Annotated in this window: 15 protein-coding genes; 7 read left to right on the top strand and 8 right to left on the bottom strand. The window is 68.7% G+C overall.

Annotation, left to right across the window (positions count from 1 at the left end; all coding sequences use genetic code 11):
- Window positions 1-4: 4 nt before the first annotated feature.
- Together KGQ19_RS01115 and KGQ19_RS01120 are read right to left on the bottom strand one after the other, a co-directional pair.
- Window positions 5-1,663: an ABC transporter substrate-binding protein gene (locus tag KGQ19_RS01115; RefSeq protein WP_212007126.1), complete on the bottom strand. Its 1,659-nt coding sequence runs from the start codon at window positions 1,661-1,663 to the stop codon at window positions 5-7.
- 109 nt (window positions 1,664-1,772) lie between these two features.
- Window positions 1,773-3,386 carry an amidohydrolase gene (locus KGQ19_RS01120; RefSeq protein ID WP_413562476.1) on the bottom strand — a complete coding sequence of 538 codons (1,614 nt, stop codon included), beginning with the start codon at window positions 3,384-3,386 and terminating at the stop codon, window positions 1,773-1,775.
- Between the two features lie 253 nt (window positions 3,387-3,639).
- Here KGQ19_RS01120 and KGQ19_RS01125 point away from each other — a divergent pair, with 253 nt between their 5' ends.
- Window positions 3,640-4,392: a TetR/AcrR family transcriptional regulator gene (locus tag KGQ19_RS01125; protein ID WP_212007128.1), complete on the top strand. Its 753-nt coding sequence runs from the start codon at window positions 3,640-3,642 to the stop codon at window positions 4,390-4,392.
- A 91-nt stretch (window positions 4,393-4,483) separates the two neighbouring features.
- A complete protein-coding gene (locus KGQ19_RS01130; protein ID WP_212007129.1) occupies window positions 4,484-6,187 on the top strand; it encodes a flavin monoamine oxidase family protein in 1,704 nt (567 codons plus the stop codon).
- Between the two features lie 60 nt (window positions 6,188-6,247).
- Here the strand turns inward: KGQ19_RS01130 and KGQ19_RS01135 are convergent, their stop codons facing one another.
- A complete protein-coding gene (locus tag KGQ19_RS01135; RefSeq protein WP_212007130.1) occupies window positions 6,248-6,898 on the bottom strand; it encodes a hemerythrin domain-containing protein in 651 nt (216 codons plus the stop codon).
- Window positions 6,895-7,782 carry an NmrA family NAD(P)-binding protein gene (locus KGQ19_RS01140; RefSeq protein WP_212007131.1) on the bottom strand — a complete coding sequence of 296 codons (888 nt, stop codon included), beginning with the start codon at window positions 7,780-7,782 and terminating at the stop codon, window positions 6,895-6,897. Before KGQ19_RS01140 ends, KGQ19_RS01135 begins: the two co-directional genes overlap by 4 nt.
- 197 nt (window positions 7,783-7,979) lie before the next feature.
- Here KGQ19_RS01140 and KGQ19_RS01145 point away from each other — a divergent pair, with 197 nt between their 5' ends.
- The gene (locus KGQ19_RS01145; protein WP_212007218.1) at window positions 7,980-8,423 is read left to right on the top strand and encodes a MarR family winged helix-turn-helix transcriptional regulator; all 444 of its coding nucleotides are present in this window, start codon (window positions 7,980-7,982) and stop codon (window positions 8,421-8,423) included.
- A 128-nt stretch (window positions 8,424-8,551) separates the two neighbouring features.
- Window positions 8,552-9,208 carry an NAD(P)-dependent oxidoreductase gene (locus KGQ19_RS01150; RefSeq protein ID WP_230418032.1) on the top strand — a complete coding sequence of 219 codons (657 nt, stop codon included), beginning with the start codon at window positions 8,552-8,554 and terminating at the stop codon, window positions 9,206-9,208.
- Between the two features lie 152 nt (window positions 9,209-9,360).
- Here the strand turns inward: KGQ19_RS01150 and KGQ19_RS01155 are convergent, their stop codons facing one another.
- From KGQ19_RS01155 to KGQ19_RS01165, 3 genes are all read right to left on the bottom strand, one after another.
- Window positions 9,361-9,867, bottom strand: a complete 507-nt coding sequence (locus KGQ19_RS01155; RefSeq protein ID WP_212007132.1) for a VOC family protein — start codon at window positions 9,865-9,867, stop codon at window positions 9,361-9,363.
- A 132-nt stretch (window positions 9,868-9,999) separates the two neighbouring features.
- Complete coding sequence (locus KGQ19_RS01160) at window positions 10,000-10,683, bottom strand: SDR family NAD(P)-dependent oxidoreductase (protein WP_212007133.1); 684 nt, start codon at window positions 10,681-10,683, stop codon at window positions 10,000-10,002.
- Window positions 10,684-10,834: 151 nt separating this feature from the next.
- Window positions 10,835-11,506 (bottom strand): DsbA family oxidoreductase, encoded by a 672-nt coding sequence (locus tag KGQ19_RS01165; RefSeq protein ID WP_212007134.1) that lies wholly within the window; start codon window positions 11,504-11,506, stop codon window positions 10,835-10,837.
- 90 nt (window positions 11,507-11,596) lie between these two features.
- On the opposite strand from KGQ19_RS01165, the gene KGQ19_RS01170 reads away from it, so the two are divergent.
- Entirely contained in the window at window positions 11,597-12,223 is a 627-nt protein-coding gene (locus KGQ19_RS01170) for a TetR/AcrR family transcriptional regulator (protein ID WP_212007135.1), read from the top strand.
- 185 nt (window positions 12,224-12,408) lie between these two features.
- Here the strand turns inward: KGQ19_RS01170 and KGQ19_RS01175 are convergent, their stop codons facing one another.
- Window positions 12,409-14,406 (bottom strand): hypothetical protein, encoded by a 1,998-nt coding sequence (locus tag KGQ19_RS01175; protein WP_212007136.1) that lies wholly within the window; start codon window positions 14,404-14,406, stop codon window positions 12,409-12,411.
- Between the two features lie 469 nt (window positions 14,407-14,875).
- On the opposite strand from KGQ19_RS01175, the gene KGQ19_RS01180 reads away from it, so the two are divergent.
- Both KGQ19_RS01180 and KGQ19_RS01185 read left to right on the top strand, forming a co-directional pair.
- Window positions 14,876-15,886 carry an ABC transporter permease gene (locus KGQ19_RS01180; RefSeq protein WP_212007220.1) on the top strand — a complete coding sequence of 337 codons (1,011 nt, stop codon included), beginning with the start codon at window positions 14,876-14,878 and terminating at the stop codon, window positions 15,884-15,886.
- The gene (locus tag KGQ19_RS01185) at window positions 15,883-16,506 is read left to right on the top strand and encodes an ArsR/SmtB family transcription factor (RefSeq protein ID WP_212007137.1); all 624 of its coding nucleotides are present in this window, start codon (window positions 15,883-15,885) and stop codon (window positions 16,504-16,506) included. Before KGQ19_RS01180 ends, KGQ19_RS01185 begins: the two co-directional genes overlap by 4 nt.

Here is a 16,506-nt window from a genome sequence, read left to right on the forward strand (position 1 = left end):
CTTTTCACCGTGACCCGATCTCGGCGGCCCACGGGTAGTACAGGTAGTCGATCGACGGCTTCAGCCCGGTGATCTTCGAGCCCAGATACACGCTCACCGGCTCGAAGTACAACGGCAGCCACGGCAGGTCCGTCAGCGCGATCTGCTGCGCCTTCTGCGTGGCCTGCGCTCGCGCCGCCGGGTCGGAGGAGGCGACGGCCTGCTCGAAGGCCGAGTCGAAGTCCTTGTTCGAGTAGTTCCCGTAGTTGCTGTAGGAACCGGTCTCCAGCGAGGCATACATGTCCAGCGGATCGGTGATCGACGTGTACCAGAACGTCAGGAACAGGTCGACGCCCTTGCGCGCCGCCGGGTCGGTGAACAGTGCCGTGTACTTGTCGGCCGAGATGGTGTCGATCTTCGGCGTCAGACCGATGTCGCTGCAGGCCTGCGCGATCGCCTGGGTGATGATCGTGGTCTGGGTGTCCAGCGGGCTGGTGGCGATCACCACCTCTTGGCCGTGCACGCCGGCCGCCTGGGCCAGAGCCTTCGCCTTGGCCTTGTCGTACGGATACGACGGCAGGCCCGTGGTCCCGGCCTTCTTCTCCGCGTCCGGGGCGTTGTTCCAGTTGTCCGCGGTGACCAGCGAGTCGGCGACCTCCCCGACTCCGCCGTCGCCGGCGTTGATGATGCCCTTGCGATCGGTGGCCATCAACAGCGCCTGCCGCACCCGCGGGTCGCCGAGCGGACCGCTCAGATTCGAGACCACCTCGTCGGCGACGGTCGTGGACTTGCCGAAGTAGACGTTGGGCGCCAGCTGCGCATACGAGCCCGGCGGCACCATCCAGCCGCCGTCCACCTCGCCGGTCTGGAACGCGTTGACCCGGGCGGTCGGGTCCACGATGAAGACGAACTTCACCTGCTTGCTGTGGGCCTTCAGGCTCGGGTCCCAGTAGTCGTCGAACCGCTTGAGGACGATGGACTGACCGGGCTGCCAGGAGCTGAAGGCGAACGGGCCGGTGCAGTTCACCCCCTTGGCCGGGCCGCCGTAGTCCTTGCCGTCGGCGGCCAGCGTGGCGGCTGACTCCACGGTCCCGGGGCTGGCCGCCATGTACTCCAGGAACGTCGAGTCAGGGTTCTTCAGATGTACGGTCACCTGGAGCGGCCCGGTCTTCTCGATCTTGTCGACGTTGCGGTACTGATTCGCCCACACGCTGGCCACGGCCGGGTCCAGGTTGCGATTGAGCGAGGCCACGACGTCGTCGGCGGTCAGCGTGGTGCCGTCGTGGAACTTCACGCCGGCCCGGATGTCGAAGACCCAGGTCTTGGGATCAGGGTTCTTCCAGTCGGTGGCCAGGCCCGGCGAGGTCGTCAGGTCCGGGTTCCAGCGCAGCAGGCTCTCGCAGACATTGGCCAGCACCTGGTTCGGCGGGTAGTCGAAGGCCTGCGTGTAGTCCAGCGACGACGGCTCGGCGAAGATCGACCAGGTGAAGGAGTCCAGGTCGCCCTTCGGGGTGCCGGTGTCGGCGGTGAGCTGGTAGGAGGTCCGGCCGTCGGCGGAACCGCCGGCGCCGCTCTTGGACCCGCTCGATCCGGCCTTGCCGCTGCAGGCCGCCGCGCTCACGGCCAGCAGCAGCGCCGTCGCCGCGGCCAGCGCCCCGCGCCGGCCTCGGATGGTCACAGTCACAGCTCTCTCCTCGGGACGTCGGTCAGTCAGGGTTCTGTCGCGGATCGCGGGCGTTCTGTTGTGGACCGCGGGATTGCGTCGCGGACCGCGGGATCGCGTCGCGGCCCGCTCAGGCGTCGGCGGCGAAGACGAGTTCGCCCTCGACGTAGGTCCGCCGCACCCGCGTGGCCCCGATCTCCTCGGCCGGGTGCGCGAACGGGTCCCGGTCCAGCACCGCGAGGTCGGCGAGCTTGCCGACCGCGATGGTCCCGGTCCGGTCGTCCAGGTGGTTGATCCACGCGCTGCCCTCGGTGTAGGCGGTGAGCGCCTGCGCCAGGGTGAGCGCCTGTTCCGGATAGAAGGGTTCGGGATTCTCGCCGAGCCGCGACCGGTTCACGGCCACGTGCATGCCGAGCAGCGGATCCGGGCTGCTGACGTTCCAGTCGCTGCCGGCGACCAGCCGGGCTCCGGCCCGCGCCAGGTCGCCGAACGGGTACTGCTGCGCCGCGCGCTGGGCGCCGAGGAACGGGATGGTGAGTTCGTCCATCTGCCGTTCGTGCGCGGCCCACAGCGTCTGGATGTTCGCCGCGGCGTCCAGGGCGGCGAAGCGCGGGACGTCGTCGGGATCCACGACCTGGACGTGGGCCAGGTGATGCCGCTGGTCGTTGGCGCCGTTCGCGGCGCGCGCCGCTTCCAGCACGTCCAGCGCCTGCCGCACGGCGCGGTCGCCGAGGGCGTGGAAGTGCAGTTGGAAGCCGTCGGCGTCCAGTCGGCGAACGGCCTCGCGCAGCACGTCCGGGTCGATGAAGCTCAGGCCGCGGTTGGCGGTGGCGCAGCCGCAGCGGTCCAGGTAGGGCTCGAGCATCGCCGCGGTGAAGTTCTCGGCGATGCCGTCGAGCATCAGCTTCACGGTGGTGGCGCCGAACCGCCCGACCGTCCCGGACGCGCGGCGCTGGAGGATGTCAGGGATCTGTTCCAGGCCGCGCTCGCGGTTCCACCACAGCGCCCCCACGACACGCGCCTTGAGCTCGCCGCTGCGCGCGGCGTCCCGATAGACGTCGTAATTATCGGGATTACCGGGATGGTCGCCGATCATCGCGTCCTGCCAGCCGGTGATGCCCAGCGTGAACAGGTGGTGCTGGGCGGCCAGCAGGCCGGCGACCGCGTCGGCGCGGGTGGCGACCGGGACCGGGACCAGGTCCATGGCTCCTTCCTGGAGCATGCCGATCGGGGTGCCGTCCGGCTCGCGCTCGATGCGGCCGTCCGCCGGGTCGGCAGTGTCCTTCGTGAGGCCGGCCAGTTCCAGTGCGCGGGTGTTGACCCAGGCGCCGTGGCCGTCGCGGACCGTCAGGTACACGGGGCGGTCCGGGACGACGGCGTCCAGTTGGTGCCGGGTCGGGATGCCGCCGGGGAAGCTGTCCATCGACCAGCCGCCACCGAGGATCCAGGGCGCGTCGGGGTGTGCGGCCGCGTAGTCCGCGACGGTCTTGAGGTACTGGTCGGCCTCGTCCTGGCCGGACATGTCGCAGCGGGTGAGCTGCAGACCGGCGAAGGCGGCGTGGTTGTGCGCGTCGACGAAGCCGGGGACCAGCAGGCCGCCGGCCAGGTCGACGACGTCGGTGGCCGGGCCGATCAGGGGTCTGACTTCGGTCTCGGCAGCCGCCGCCACGATGCGTCCGGCGTGCACGGCCACGGCCACCGGGCGCGGCGCTCCGTCGATGAACGCCCGGCCGCCGACGAACACGGTCTGGGCCGTCGCCGCGTCCGGGGTCCGCGGACTCGGCCCCGCGGCCGAACCCGCGGCCGAACCGGCACCCGAACCGACGCCCGAACCTCGATCCGGAACCGGACCGGTACCTTCGGCGCTCACAGCGTTTCGCATCCTCGCCCCTCCACCTGCGGCCTCTGCCGCTTGATCGAGGATCGAAGCGCAGCGCAACGCCGATGTCAACACTGTTGCGCTGACCCGTTTCCGTCTCGTTATACTGGCCGGCACCATGGCCACTCATTCATCGGCGCGGCCCGGAGCCAGCAAGCGCTCCGGAAGCCAGCTGTCACCCGAGGCGATCATCGAGGCCTCACTGCGCGTCGCGGCACGCGGCGGCGACGACGCGTTCACCGTGCGCCGCCTCGGACAGGAACTCGGCTGCGATCCCACCGCGATCTACCGCCACTTCCGCGACAAGGACGAACTGCTGCTCTCGGTCGCCGACCGCACCCTGGGCGAGGCGCTGGACGGCGTCCCGCACGGCCTGCCCTGGCGCGACCGGCTGCGCACGCTGGCCGCCGAGTCGCTGCGGGTCGGCATGAAGTACCCGGTCGTCAGCTCCCTGATGGCCTCGCGCACCACCCGCAGGCCGAACGAGTTCCGCATCGTGGAGCTGATCCTCGGCGCGGTCCACGAGGCCGGGCTCAGCGGCCCCGACGCGGTCGTGCACTACCGCATGTTCGGCGACTCGGTGCTGGCCTACGTCGGCCAGCACGCCGCACTGCAGATGTTCGCGCCGACCGAGCGCGAGGGCGATGAGTCGGCGTGGAGCCGGGAGTACCGGCTGGCCGACCGCCAGCGCTTCCCGTACATCGCGGGCCTGGTCGAGGAGCTGGCGGCGGTGACGCACGAGGAGATCTACGCCGCCCGGATCGAGGCGCTGCTGGACAAGATCGAGCGGCGCGCGGCCGAGGCGCGAGCCGTCACGGACCCGGCCGGGGCCGGGGCGCCCAGCGCCGAGACGACAGCGCAACAGCGTTGACATCAGCGTTGTGAGGCGGTTCACTCCTGGGTCATCGCCTCCACTGTTTCCCGACCCGGGAGTGCTTATGTCTGTGCCAACCAGCGGAACCGTGAGAACCGGAAGCGGAATACCCAGCGCCCTGCGCCAGGCGTTCGCCGCCGAGGGGGAGTCGCGCCGGACCGGGATACCGGTCGATGAGCTGACCGGAATGCGCGCCGAGCACGTGCACCGGGCCCAGGCCCGGGCCCAGGCCCAAGACCGGGACCAGGCTCAAGACCGGGACCAGGCTCAAGTCCGAGCCGCGGCTTCCGGCCGGGCCGAGCGGTACTGGGCCTCGCGCGCGGTGTCGCGCCGTACGGTGCTGGCCGGAGCCGCGGGCGCGGCAGCCGCCACGGCGCTGATCCGGGCCCCGCGCGCCAACGCCGCGACGTCGCCGCGAGTGGTGATCGTCGGCGCCGGGCTGGCCGGGCTGCGCTGTGCGCACAGCTTGTGGACCCAAGACGGCGTCGCCTCGACGGTGTACGAGGCCGACACGTCGCACCTCGGCGGCCGGTGCTGGTCGCTGCGCGGCTTCTTCGCCGGCGGCCAGGTCAGCGAGCACGGCGGGTCGTTCATCAGCTCCACCGACACCGCGGTCCTGAACCTCGCCACCGCTCTCGGCCTGTCCACCGAATACGCCAACGGCGGCGCGCTGGACTCGGGCAACTACGCCGCCTGGATCAACAGCGCCTCCTATCCCAGCAAGCGGCAGCAGCAGGACTGGGTCGCCGACGCCTACTCCGCGTTCAGCGCCTCGTACCAGGCGATGGGAACGCCGCGCTACAACTCCTACACCGCCCAGGCCGCGCGCCTGGACCAGATGTCGTGCCTGGACTACCTGGCGTCCATCGGCCTGTCCTCGGGTGCGCCGCTGACCCAGCTCATCGAGACGCTCCAACTCCAGTCCGGCGGCGAGCCGGGGTCGGCGTCCGCGATCGGGCTGATCGGATTCCTGGGCTCGTCGAAGACCTTCGACAGCTCCGCCGGCTTCGACGAGAAGTACCACCTGGCCGGCGGCAACGACCAACTGGTCACCGGCATGCTCGGACAACTCCCGGCCGGGACGGTTCAGCAGGGGCACCAGCTGATCGCCATATGCCAGAACTCTGATGGCAGCTACACCCTGACCTTCGACGCGGCCGGCACCACGGTGACCACCGTCGCGGACCACGTAGTCCTGGCCCTGCCGTTCCGGACGTTGAGGAACGTCGACTACAGCCGCGCCGGATTGTCGGCGCTGAAGAACACCGCGATCCAGCAGCAGGGCATGGGCCAGAACGCGAAACTGGTGCTCCAGCTCACCGCCAAGACCTGGCCGGCCGCAGGCGGCAACGGCGTCAGCAACACCGGCCCGACCGGCTACCAGAGCGCCTGGGACGGCTCGGTGAACCTCGGCGCCAAGGGCGCTCCGGCGCTGTTGGTGAACTTCCCCGGCGGCAACGTGGCGCAGAACACGCTGACCGGCGCGGCCCACGGCCCGGCCCCGGCAGCCGACGTGACCTGGTTCCTGAACCAGATCGAGAACCTGTATCCGGGAACAAAAGCGGCGTACAACGGCCGCGCCTACGAGGACCACTGGAGCCGCGACCCGTGGCACTTGGGCGCGTACCACTACTACGAGGTCGGCCAGTACACGACCATCGCAGGGTACGAAGCAGTCCAGGAAGGCCGCGTCCACTTCGCGGGGGAGCACACCGACGTGGACAACATGACGCTGGACTCGGCGGTGCGGTCCGGGGAACGGGCCGCGGCGGAGATCCGAGCGCAGGTCTAGCTGATCGCCGCTGCCGGGTACGCCGCTGCCAGGCATGCCATCGCCGGGCCCCGAGCCGGGTCAACCTCGGAGTGCGGCGGCTTCGCGGGTGAACTGGCGGTGGCCGATCAGCCTGTAGGCCAAACGGGCTGGGGCGGGTACGACCTGCATGAACTGCTGGCGTTCCGCGTCGTCGGCTTCCTCGGTGATGTGGCCGAGGATGACCAGTCGCCGGGTGAGCGGGATCGCGCTCATGCCGTGCTTGCCGAGTGCGTCCCATTCGCTCTGCGTCAGGGTCGCCGAGACGACCGGGAGCAGCTTCTCCTCCTCCTCGGCCAGGTGATCGATCAGCGTCGGCAACGTGGCTTCGATGCGGGCGGCCATCTTCTCGCCGATGGCCGCGTCGGCGGTCGCTGTCCACGCCGGCAGTTCCGCGTTGAGGGCCGCGACGGTGTCGTCGACCTGTGCGTGCTGTGCGTCCATCCGGTCCATGAGATCCGGGTCGAGCGTGGTCCGCTTGCGCAGCAAGGGAAAGAGCAGCTCGTCCTCGCCGGTGTGGTGCGTGTGCAGGAAGTCCAGCATCTCCCGGGCGTGCGCACCGACGACTTTCGATCGTGCCCGGTCGTCGGCCGCGGAGCGGAACAGCCGGGGGAGTCGGCCGAACTCACGCCGGATGACACGGTGGATCAGAACCATCTCGTGGGTGTCGACCCCGGGGCCGGAGGCCGTCATCGTGACTCCTCGATGGTCGCGGCGTGCTGGCCGGCTTCGGGAGCGGGGAACTCGTTGCGGTGGGCCTGGGCCCAGTCGGTAAAGCTGCGTGCCGAACGGCCGGTGACGACGGTGACGTCACCCGTCGGCTCGGAGTTGTACGGTTCGACGGTCGAGCGGAAGAGCTCGATGACGGCGTGCGCGTGCTCCTCGGACATGCCATAGGACACCATCTGCGCGAGCGTGCCGGCCGGGTCGGCTTCGGCGTAGCGCAGGTCGCGGCCCAGCACCCGGCCGAGGATCGCGACCTGGTCGGAGGGGCTGAGCGGGTCGGGGCCGGTGAGTTCGTACACGCGGTGATCGTGGCCCTCCTCGGTGAGACAGGCCACTGCGACCGCCGCGATGTCCGCCGGGTCGACGACAGCGGCCCGGCCGGCGGCGAACGGGGCGTACACGACCTGGTCGGCCGCGATCATCCCCGCCCAGTTGAGCGCGTTGGACATGAACGCGGTGGGCCGCAGGAACGTCCACCCGATGCCGCTGGCGCGGATCGCCTCCTCACCGGCCCGGTGCAAGGCGGTGATCGGGTCGGTGGCGTCGTGTCCGACGTTGCGCACGGACAGCTTGACGATCCGCTTCACGCCCGCTCGCTGCGCCGCGGCTATGAGCCGCTGATCGTGTGCGGCGATGTGGAGCCCGTCGGTCAGCAAGAACACCGCCCGCACACCATCCAGCACGGGCGCCAGATCGCTCTCACCGAGATCGGCCACGACCTTCTGGACGCCGTCGGGGAGGACCGCGCCAGGGTTGCGAGTGAGAACCCTGACGTTGCCTGCCTGGGTGGGGAGGAGTGCTGTGATGACTTCCGAACCGACCGTGCCGGTGGCTCCGGTGATCAAAATCATGAGTCCTGGTCCTTTATCCGAGATCGAGTTTCGGAACTGAGTTGGAGTGGCCCAACCCTCATCCGAACTAGTCAGCTTTCATGACTACTTTAGTCACGGATCCGAACCGATGGCAACAGCGGCAGGTAGGAGGTGGTCGGCGGCGGCGTAAGGTGTGAACCTTGCAAAATCACGCGGGCGACGGAGCTGGGAGCGGCATGGACGACGAGCGGCGGGTTGATCTGGGGACGTCACTGTTCATCCCGTACCGGTACACCGAGGACCGGATTTTCCGAGCCCTGCAGGACGCCGGGTTCGACGACTGGACCCTCGCCCAGTGCCGGGTGTTCCAGCGCGTCGCCCAGGACGGCTCGCGCCTCACGGACCTCGCTGACCAGGCGCAGATGACCAAGCAGAGCGCCAGCGTGATGGTCGATCAGCTGGAGAACCTGGGCTACGTCCGCCGGATCCCCGACCCCGCGGATGGCCGCGCCCGGCTGATCGTGATCGAGCGGCGCGGCCGGCAGGCGGTCGAGGTGGCCATGGCCACACGCGACGAGATCCTCGCGGAGTGGAAGGAATACCTGGGCACCCGCAACTTCACACTGCTCCAGCAGATCCTGGACCAACTCCGCGAGATCACCGACCCCTACGCGCGGTAGACCCGGCCACGGCGACCGGTCCCGCCTGCCCCGAGCCACCGGATCCGGCTGGCTTCAACAGGCCCGACTCCGCTTTGACATAGTCAGTTTCATTGACTAGATTAGTTGATGATCCTGACTATGTTCTGATGATGGGCGGAGAGCGATCCACCGTGAGATTTCTTGTTCTCGGAGCAACCGGGCGCACCGGCGTGCTCCTCACGAAGAAGGCACTCGACCAGGGGCATCAGGTCACTGCCATCGTCCGGCGGCCCGACGCCACCGTCGACCCGCGCGCTCAAACGGTCGTCGGCGACGTCACCGACGCCGCCGTGATCGCGACGGCAGCCCGCGGCCACGACGCGATCATCAGTGCCCTCGGCGTGAAGAACGCCCGCGAGGCCCCGACTCTGATCACCGACACCGTCCGCGCGGTCATCGCATCCGCGAAGACATCAGGCGTGGACCGTTTCGTCATCCTGTCCGCCTTCGGAGTCGGCGACTCCCTCCCCAAAGCGTCATTCCTCGTAGGCCCCCTCTTCCGAACCGTGCTTCGAAAGGTCTACGCGGACAAAGCCGCATCAGAAGTGCTCTTGAAGGCCAGCGATCTGAAATGGACCCTCGAATACCCCGGAGCGCTGAACAACGGCGACAGCACCCACTACAACGCCGTCGCGCTCCCGGACGTCACGAAGCTGCCGATCTTCCCCTCGACCTCCCGCGCAAACGTCGCCGACTTCCTCCTCCACTCCGCCGTGGAAACCACCTTCGTCCGTCAGATCGCCGTAGTCACGGACGCCAAGTAGGCCGCCGAGGCAGCCCGAGAAACACTGATCACCAGCGCCATCGACCGCATCTTCTCGGGGCCCGTGCCGCAACTGGCACGGGCCCCGAGAAGATGCGGTCGAGGACTTCCCTGCAGGGGGAGCTCACCAACTCACTAGCTCACCTGCCGGGTTCAGCGTGGGAGGGCTGTGGAGACGCCGACGCCGCTGAGGGTCTGGGCGCCGAATCGTCTGATATCGGCGTCGATGTCGAGCGGTGAGGCGACTTCCGGGTGTATTCCGGGAAGCAGTTCGGCGGGTACGAGCCAGCAGACCTCGAACTCCAGCCCGTCAGGGTCCTTGGCGTAGAGCGATTTGGTGGTGCCGTGGTCGGTCTCGTTGACCAGCGCTCCGGCTTCGGCCAGCCGGTTCTTGACGTCCTTGAGCTCAGGCAGCGTCTGGACCTCCCAGGCCAGGTGGAAGAGCCCGACCGTGCGTACGCCGGCCTCGGAATCACCGGCGTCGGCGCCGAGGTGGAACAAGCCGAGGTCGTGGTCGTTGGTGGAGCCCTCGGCCTGGAGGAACGCGGCGTTGGGCGTGCGGAACACGACGCGGAAGCCGAGCAGGTTCGAGTAGAACTCGACGCTGCGCTCGAGATCGCGGATGTGGAGGACGGCGTGGTTGAGGCGGTGAATGGCCATGGGATTTCCTTGATCATCAGGTGGATCGCTTCGCCGGTCGCGATTTCGCGATCTCGTGTGTGCTGCTGAAGCGTCGGGGATTCGACCAGGCGCTGAGGCGACCGTGGGCCGGTGATTCGGCTGCCGTGTCGGTCAGGCGTGGGGAGCCGGCGGCTCGGCGAGCGCGATGTGGTGGTGCTCTGCCCGCTCCGGGTCCTCGTAGAGCTTCCAGTATTCGCGGGCGATGACGGCGGCGTCCGCGTCGGGATGGCCGCCGTTGATCCAGGCGCTGATGGCCAGGTGCGCGACGTGCACGCCGTGCGGCTTGGCGGCGTTGTGCAGGTTGAGCGCCCAGTTGCGCAGTCCGGCATGGGCGATGTTGATGTTCCCGATCATGGTGACCGGGGTGATCGAACCACCGCCGGTGGTGACGATGACGGTCCCCTTGCCGGCTTTGATCATCTCCGGTAGCACCTGCCGTACGGCGGTGATGCCACCGTAGAGGTGGAACTCCAGTTGTGGGGCGAGGCTGGCGCGGTCGACGTCGAGGGCGTCGACGAAGCCCATGCCCGGGTCGAGCGGTGAGAATTCGAGGACGTCGATGGCGCCGAAGGCATCAGTGGCGGCCGTGAGCGCGCCGACTATCGAGTCCGGGTCGGTGACGTCTCCGGCGAACCCGCGCGCCTCGATCCCCTCGGAGCCGAGAGTGGCGGCGAGTTCGTCGAGTTTCGACTGGGTCCGGGAGATCAGCGCGACAGCGAAGCCTTCCTTGCCGAAGACACGGGCGATCTCGAGTCCCAGTCCGGGGCCTGCGCCGACGATGGCGATGACGGGCATGGCTGTATCTCCTTGTTTTGGTTGTCCGAGAACGGGATCAGCGGTCGGTGCCGGGGTATCAGGCAGCGCACATACTCCGGTCGCGGCGTCGCAGTAGCCGTGCACGTCGGCGTCGACCTATTCCAGCTGCGCCGGAGTGGATGGGCCGTCGTCAGCCATTAGCCCGCTTCCATGCCTGATCTATGGCGGCGGCGTACTGGTCGACGCCGGCCGCGCCCGGAATGCCGAGCCGGTTGCCGAGGACGGTGAACGGCACCCCCCGCGCGCCCAGGGCCACGGCGGCGTCGTGATCGGCACGGACTGCGTCTGCGAAGCGGTCGGTGGCGAGGACCTCGCGAACCGCCTCGGCCGGAATACCGAGTTCCTCGCCGATCCGCACCAGCGTGTCGTGCTCGAACGCCTCCGGGTTCCCGCCGAACACTTCGGCCTGCATCGCCCGCAGGTACTCCCACGCCACGCCGTACGAGGCCCCCAGCTGCACGAGGCGTAGCTGGTCGAAGGTGTTGCGCGCAAGACGATCGACCTCGTAGGGCAGGCCCTCGGCCGCGGCCAGCCCGGCCAACTTCTGCTCCATGGAACGCGCCTGCGCCACCGGGATCCCGTACTTGTGCGCCAGGTAGTCCACAGTCGGCGAGACCCGCGCAGGCGCGTCCGGATCGAGGACGAAAGTGTGGACCTTCACCTCGATCTCGGCGGCGTGCGGTGAGCTGGCGATGGCGCTGCTCAGCCGCTGTTCGCCCAGGTAGCACCAGGGGCAGAGCACGTCTGCCCACATGTCGATCGTCAGCCGAGCGGGTGCCTTGGCCGCTGTTGTCATTTCCATCAGGGGTCTCTCTCCAGTAAGTTGAGTACCATCTCAAAATTCAGCATAGCACCTAACTTGAGTGCACCCTCAAGATGGAACGGGGCCACCATGACCGAGACGAGACCGCTACGGCGCGACGCGCGCGACAACATCGCGAAACTCCAGGCCGCCGCGCTCGAGGTCTTCCTGGCCAAGGGCCTGGACGCCTCGCTGGACGAGATCGCGCGCACCGCGGGCGTCAGCATCGGGACGCTCTACAACCGCTTCGGCTCCCGCGAAGGCCTGATCGACGCGGTGATCCCCGAGGTGGCAGGCAGCAAGCTGTTGGCCTTCGGGACCGCCGTGCTGGCGAAGACCACGCCGCGCGAACGGCTCGAAGAGTTCGTCACCGGCATGATCGACCTGCAAGGCGAGGACCCCGCCCTCAACGACGCGATCCTGCGCCGCTACCCGGACGCAGTAGCCCTCCTCGGCATCTGCGACCGCTCCATCGCCCTCGGACAAGACCTCGTACGCGACGCTCACGCCGACGGATCACTCTCACCGGACTTCACCGAGCACGACCTGTTCTGCATGCTCTGGCTCGCCGGCATCGCGAACCGCGACCCGCATGCCCCGGCCAACTGGCAGCGCGTCATCACCCGCGCCCTCGACCAGGCGTGGACAGTCGGCGCCGCGGGTCAGCACGCCCAGACCGAGGTCCGTGGCGGTTCACGAGAAGGTGCTGAAAAGTAGGCTTCCCAAGCCCGGGCTGGAGGCGGGAAGCTCAGCGCTGCTCCAACTGAGTTGACCCCCAGCCTTCCTCGCGCCGCTTGTCGAGCCTGGGGGTGCCGACGCGGGCCGGGAAGGCGGGAGCCCCTGTTCCCGGCCCGCGCATTGCTGAGCCTGCTGTTCCGCGCCTTGGTTAGGCCCGGCCTGTCTCAGCCGATGGTGTAGGCGTCGGCGACGGTCTGGCTGATCGAGCCGCCGATCGCGTCGGTGGCGGTCACCTTCAGCCACGGCGTGCTGCCCTTCGGCGCGTTGTTGGGCCACGCCGCCAGGTAGTGGCCGTCGCCGGTCGGGGCCACGGCGGCCGGGACCCAGGTCTTGCCCGCGTCGTAGGACACGGAGACGGTGGCGCCGGTGATCGCCGCGTGCGAGCCCTGGCCCTGGTAGGACTGGTGGCCGATGCCGAGGTCGAGCAGTTGGACCGGCAGGTGGCTGGTGTTGGAGTCGTCGGTCGAGAGCTGGTAGTCCAGGGACAGCGCCGGCAGGATCTCGCACTGCAGGTTGACGAAGTTCGCCGCGTAGCAGACGTCGTCGGCCGGGAGGGTGGGCTGCTCGGGCGACCCCGGCGCGTAGCGGAAGGTGATGTCGGTGTGGGTCTTCGTGGACTGCGACATCGGCAGACCGCTGCCGGTGGTGTCGGCGTCGTAGACCATGCGGTAGGTGCCGGGCTGGGCGGTGGTGCCGGGGAGCTCGGTGTGCGGCCAGCCGGACTGGGTGGCGACCTGGACGCCGTCGCGGTAGACGCTGAACGTCGCGGCGTAGCCGGGGCCGTTGTCGTGGGCGGCGCTGTTCGGGTCGCTGTCGGTGAACTCGGTGATGCCGAAGTCCGTCATGTCGGTGACGGGGTCCACGCAGGCGTTGCAGGCCATGCCGTTCGTGTACTGGCCGACCTGGGGTGTCAGGGGGCCCCGGCCCCAGGTACGCCAGGTCTGGCCCGGGCCCCGGTAGATGCCGAGATCCTCGAATTCGAGCTCTGATTCCTGGTTCGGGTCGTTCTCCACCGGCACGTAGTAGGCGGCCCAGGAGACATCGTCGGTCGACACGCCGATGTAGTCGGTCAGACGTCCCGGGGCGGGGACGATGTACCCCGTTCCGGCGCCGCCGTCCGGCCCGCTGGCCCCGATGTCCCAGCTGGCCTGGTGAGCGGGGTTGACCGAGTCGGTGGCGAAGACGTTGTGGGTGGTCTGGATCCGCGACGGGTCCGGCCGGTAAGTCTGGTTCGCGTCGATGTGGTCGGACGGGGCGAAGCTGAGGTCGTAGCGGTAGGGGTCGGGGCCGGCGGGCCCGGCGGCGCCGAAGTCCAGGACGCGGAAGGCGAGGGCGCCTATCCGCGCGGCCGGCTGCGGCGTCACCCAAGTGGCGCCCGTGCTGCCGGTGACGACGTGGCCCGTGGCGCCGACGGCGTCGGTCCGGTCGATGGTCTCGAAGTCGGTGTCGGCGGTGGACGGCCTGGGCGTGACAGCGCCGACCTGCGCGGTCGCGGTGCGCTCGTCGGCGGTCAGGGTGGTGGTGCCCGGGGCGCTCACCGCCAAGTCGGTCCGGGTCACGACGTGCTCGGTGGTGCCCTTCGCGGGGCCGAGGGTGGCGAAGACCGTGACCGCGCAGTAGTTCCCGCTGGGAACCGCGACCCGGGCGACGCCGCCCTTCAACGGGATCGGCGCCGCGAACCGCTTCATGTCGTCGGTGTTGAGCAGGAAGGTGGTCGCCTGGGCCGCCGCGCCGTCGAGACCGATGCCGTCGATCTCCAGGATGCTTAGCGGGTAATGCGGTGTGACGGCCGCGGGGTGGGCGGCTGCCGGGGCCGCGGTGTCGTACCCGGCCGGGTCATAGGCCTGGCCCGAGGCGATGACCGACACCGGGATCACGTAGGCGTGCCCGGCCACGGCCATCTGGACCGCGGGCGCCGAGCTCCCGTCCGGCGTGGTCACCATCGTCGACGTGTGCGCCCCGGAACCGCGCACGGTGACCCGATCGCCGTCCGGCAGGGTACTGACATGCGCGACGGAGTGGGCCGGCACAGCTGGAGCCGTCGCCGTGCCGGCCGCCGCGGAGGTGGTTACCGCGGCCGCGGCGGTGGTGGTGGCGACCGCTAGACCGAGGGCGGTGGCCCTCCGACGGGCCGAGCGACGGGTGATGCTGTTCTCTGACACTGGTTCCTCCCGTTCGTGGACATTCGACTGTCATACGGAGCCGGACCCGTGTCGGGTTGTCAGTGTCCTGGTGTGGCTGTCGGCGGAATAGCGACATCGGGGAGGGATCATGCCGCTGCGGCTGTCTGGTCTCCACGCACCGCCTGAACACCACCGGGGCCCGCTGGGGACTTGAAGGCTCCGAGGCCGTCCTCAAACTCCGCACTCTGCCTGGCCCGCGCCCCGAAGAAGATCGCCAAGGCTTGCCCGCGCATCTTGCTTGCTTCGCAGGCAATGCCTACTATCCCAACATGCCTTTGGATAATGCCGGGCCGGCCCCCTCGTGTTCAGCCAGGGCTACTGGACGCACCGCAAAACCGCCGTGGGCGTGAAGTGACACCGCCCCCTGAGGTCAGACCCCTTCGCTTTCACAGATAGGCAGGTGAAGGCAGGGAACCCCGGTACCGCCGGGCGACCGCTGCCGCACTCCGTGGTTACCTACATCATCAGACGTCTGTTCGCGGCAGTCGTGCTGCTGTTCGTGATCAGCTTGATCACGTTCTTCATCTTCTACGTCTTCCCACGCCTGGGCGGGCAGACGGCGGAGTCGCTGGCGTCACAGTTCGTCGGCAAGACCCAGAGTCCGCAGGCGATCGAGGGCGTCATCCACCGCTTCGGCTTCGACCAGTCGATCTGGGTGCAGTACGGGCGTTTCATCAAGGGCATCTTCCTCGGGTACGACTACGACACCGGCACCCAGATGTCGCACTGCTACGCCCCGTGCCTCGGGTACTCGTTCAAGACCAACGAGCTGGTCTCCCACAGCATCTCCCAGTGGCTCCCGGTGACGATCTCCCTGGCCGTCGGCTCCTCGATCCTGTGGCTGATCTTCGGTGTCGCCGTCGGCGTCGCCTCCGCCCTGAAGAAGGGCACGCTCGTGGACCGCGCCGGCATGATCACAGCCCTGATCGGCGTGTCGCTGCCGGTGTACTTCGTCGGCCCGCTCCTGATGCTGGCGTTCGTGATCAACTGGCACATCTTCCCGAACCCCGGCTACGTGCCGTTCGCCCAGAACCCCGTCGACTGGATGACGCACCTGCTGCTCCCGTGGATCTCCGTGGCGTTCGGCCTCGCGGCCCTATACGCCCGCCTCACCCGCGTCGGCATGCTGGACACCATGAACGAGGACTTCGTCCGCACGGCCCGGGCCAAGGGCCTGCCGGAGCGAACGGTCATCTTCAAGCACGCGCTGCGCGCAGCCCTGACCCCGATCGTCACCATCTTCGGCATGGACCTCGGCTTCGCCCTGGGCGGCGTGGTGCTGGCCGAGCAGGTCTTCAACCTGCCGGGCATCGGCCGGGAGGCGGTCGACGCGGTGAACCAGTCCGACCTCCCCGTCATCATGGGCGTCACGGTCGTGGCCACCACCTTCATCGTGCTGGCGAACCTGGTCGTAGACCTGCTGTACGGCGTCGTAGACCCCCGAGTGAGGGCCTCATGAGCAAAAGATTCACCCTGAGGACGGACCCTGATCAAATCGGGCATATCGCACGTCTTGCATGCTACGTAGGCGATGCGTACTATCCCAACATGCCTTTGGATAATACTGGGCTGGTCCCCCTCCGAGCCCTGGCCAACCCGCTGCGCCTACGCATCGTGTCGTTGCTGACAGGCACGGCGATGTCGGCGACCGAGGTGGCGGACGAGCTCAGCATCGCGCACGCGTCAGCGAGCTACCACCTGCGACAGCTCGCCGCGGCCGGCTTCTTGCAGCGGGTCGAGAACATCAAGGACCCGGCCACCCCAGCCCGCCGCGGACGGACACGGCTGCTCTATCAATACGACCCGGCCAGCGCCCACCGCCTGGACACCTCCAGCGGCCGCGAACTGCTGTACGAGGCGACATTCACCGACCTCCGCCGTCGCCTGCCCTTGATGACCAGGCAACGATCGACCACCGACGTTGAGGTATGGGTAGGCCGCGAGGTTTGGGCCGAGGCATGCGACCTGGTCAATCAGGCTATACAGCTCATCCACGACAAGGCAGGTCAGCCGCGGGCCGAGGGAAGGGTACATGTCAGTATGACGGCGTTCATGTTCGAGTTGGACGACAGCGCATGA

It is taken from the genome of Catenulispora pinistramenti (genome assembly GCF_018274385.1).
GTDB classification, from domain to species: domain Bacteria; phylum Actinomycetota; class Actinomycetes; order Streptomycetales; family Catenulisporaceae; genus Catenulispora; species Catenulispora pinistramenti.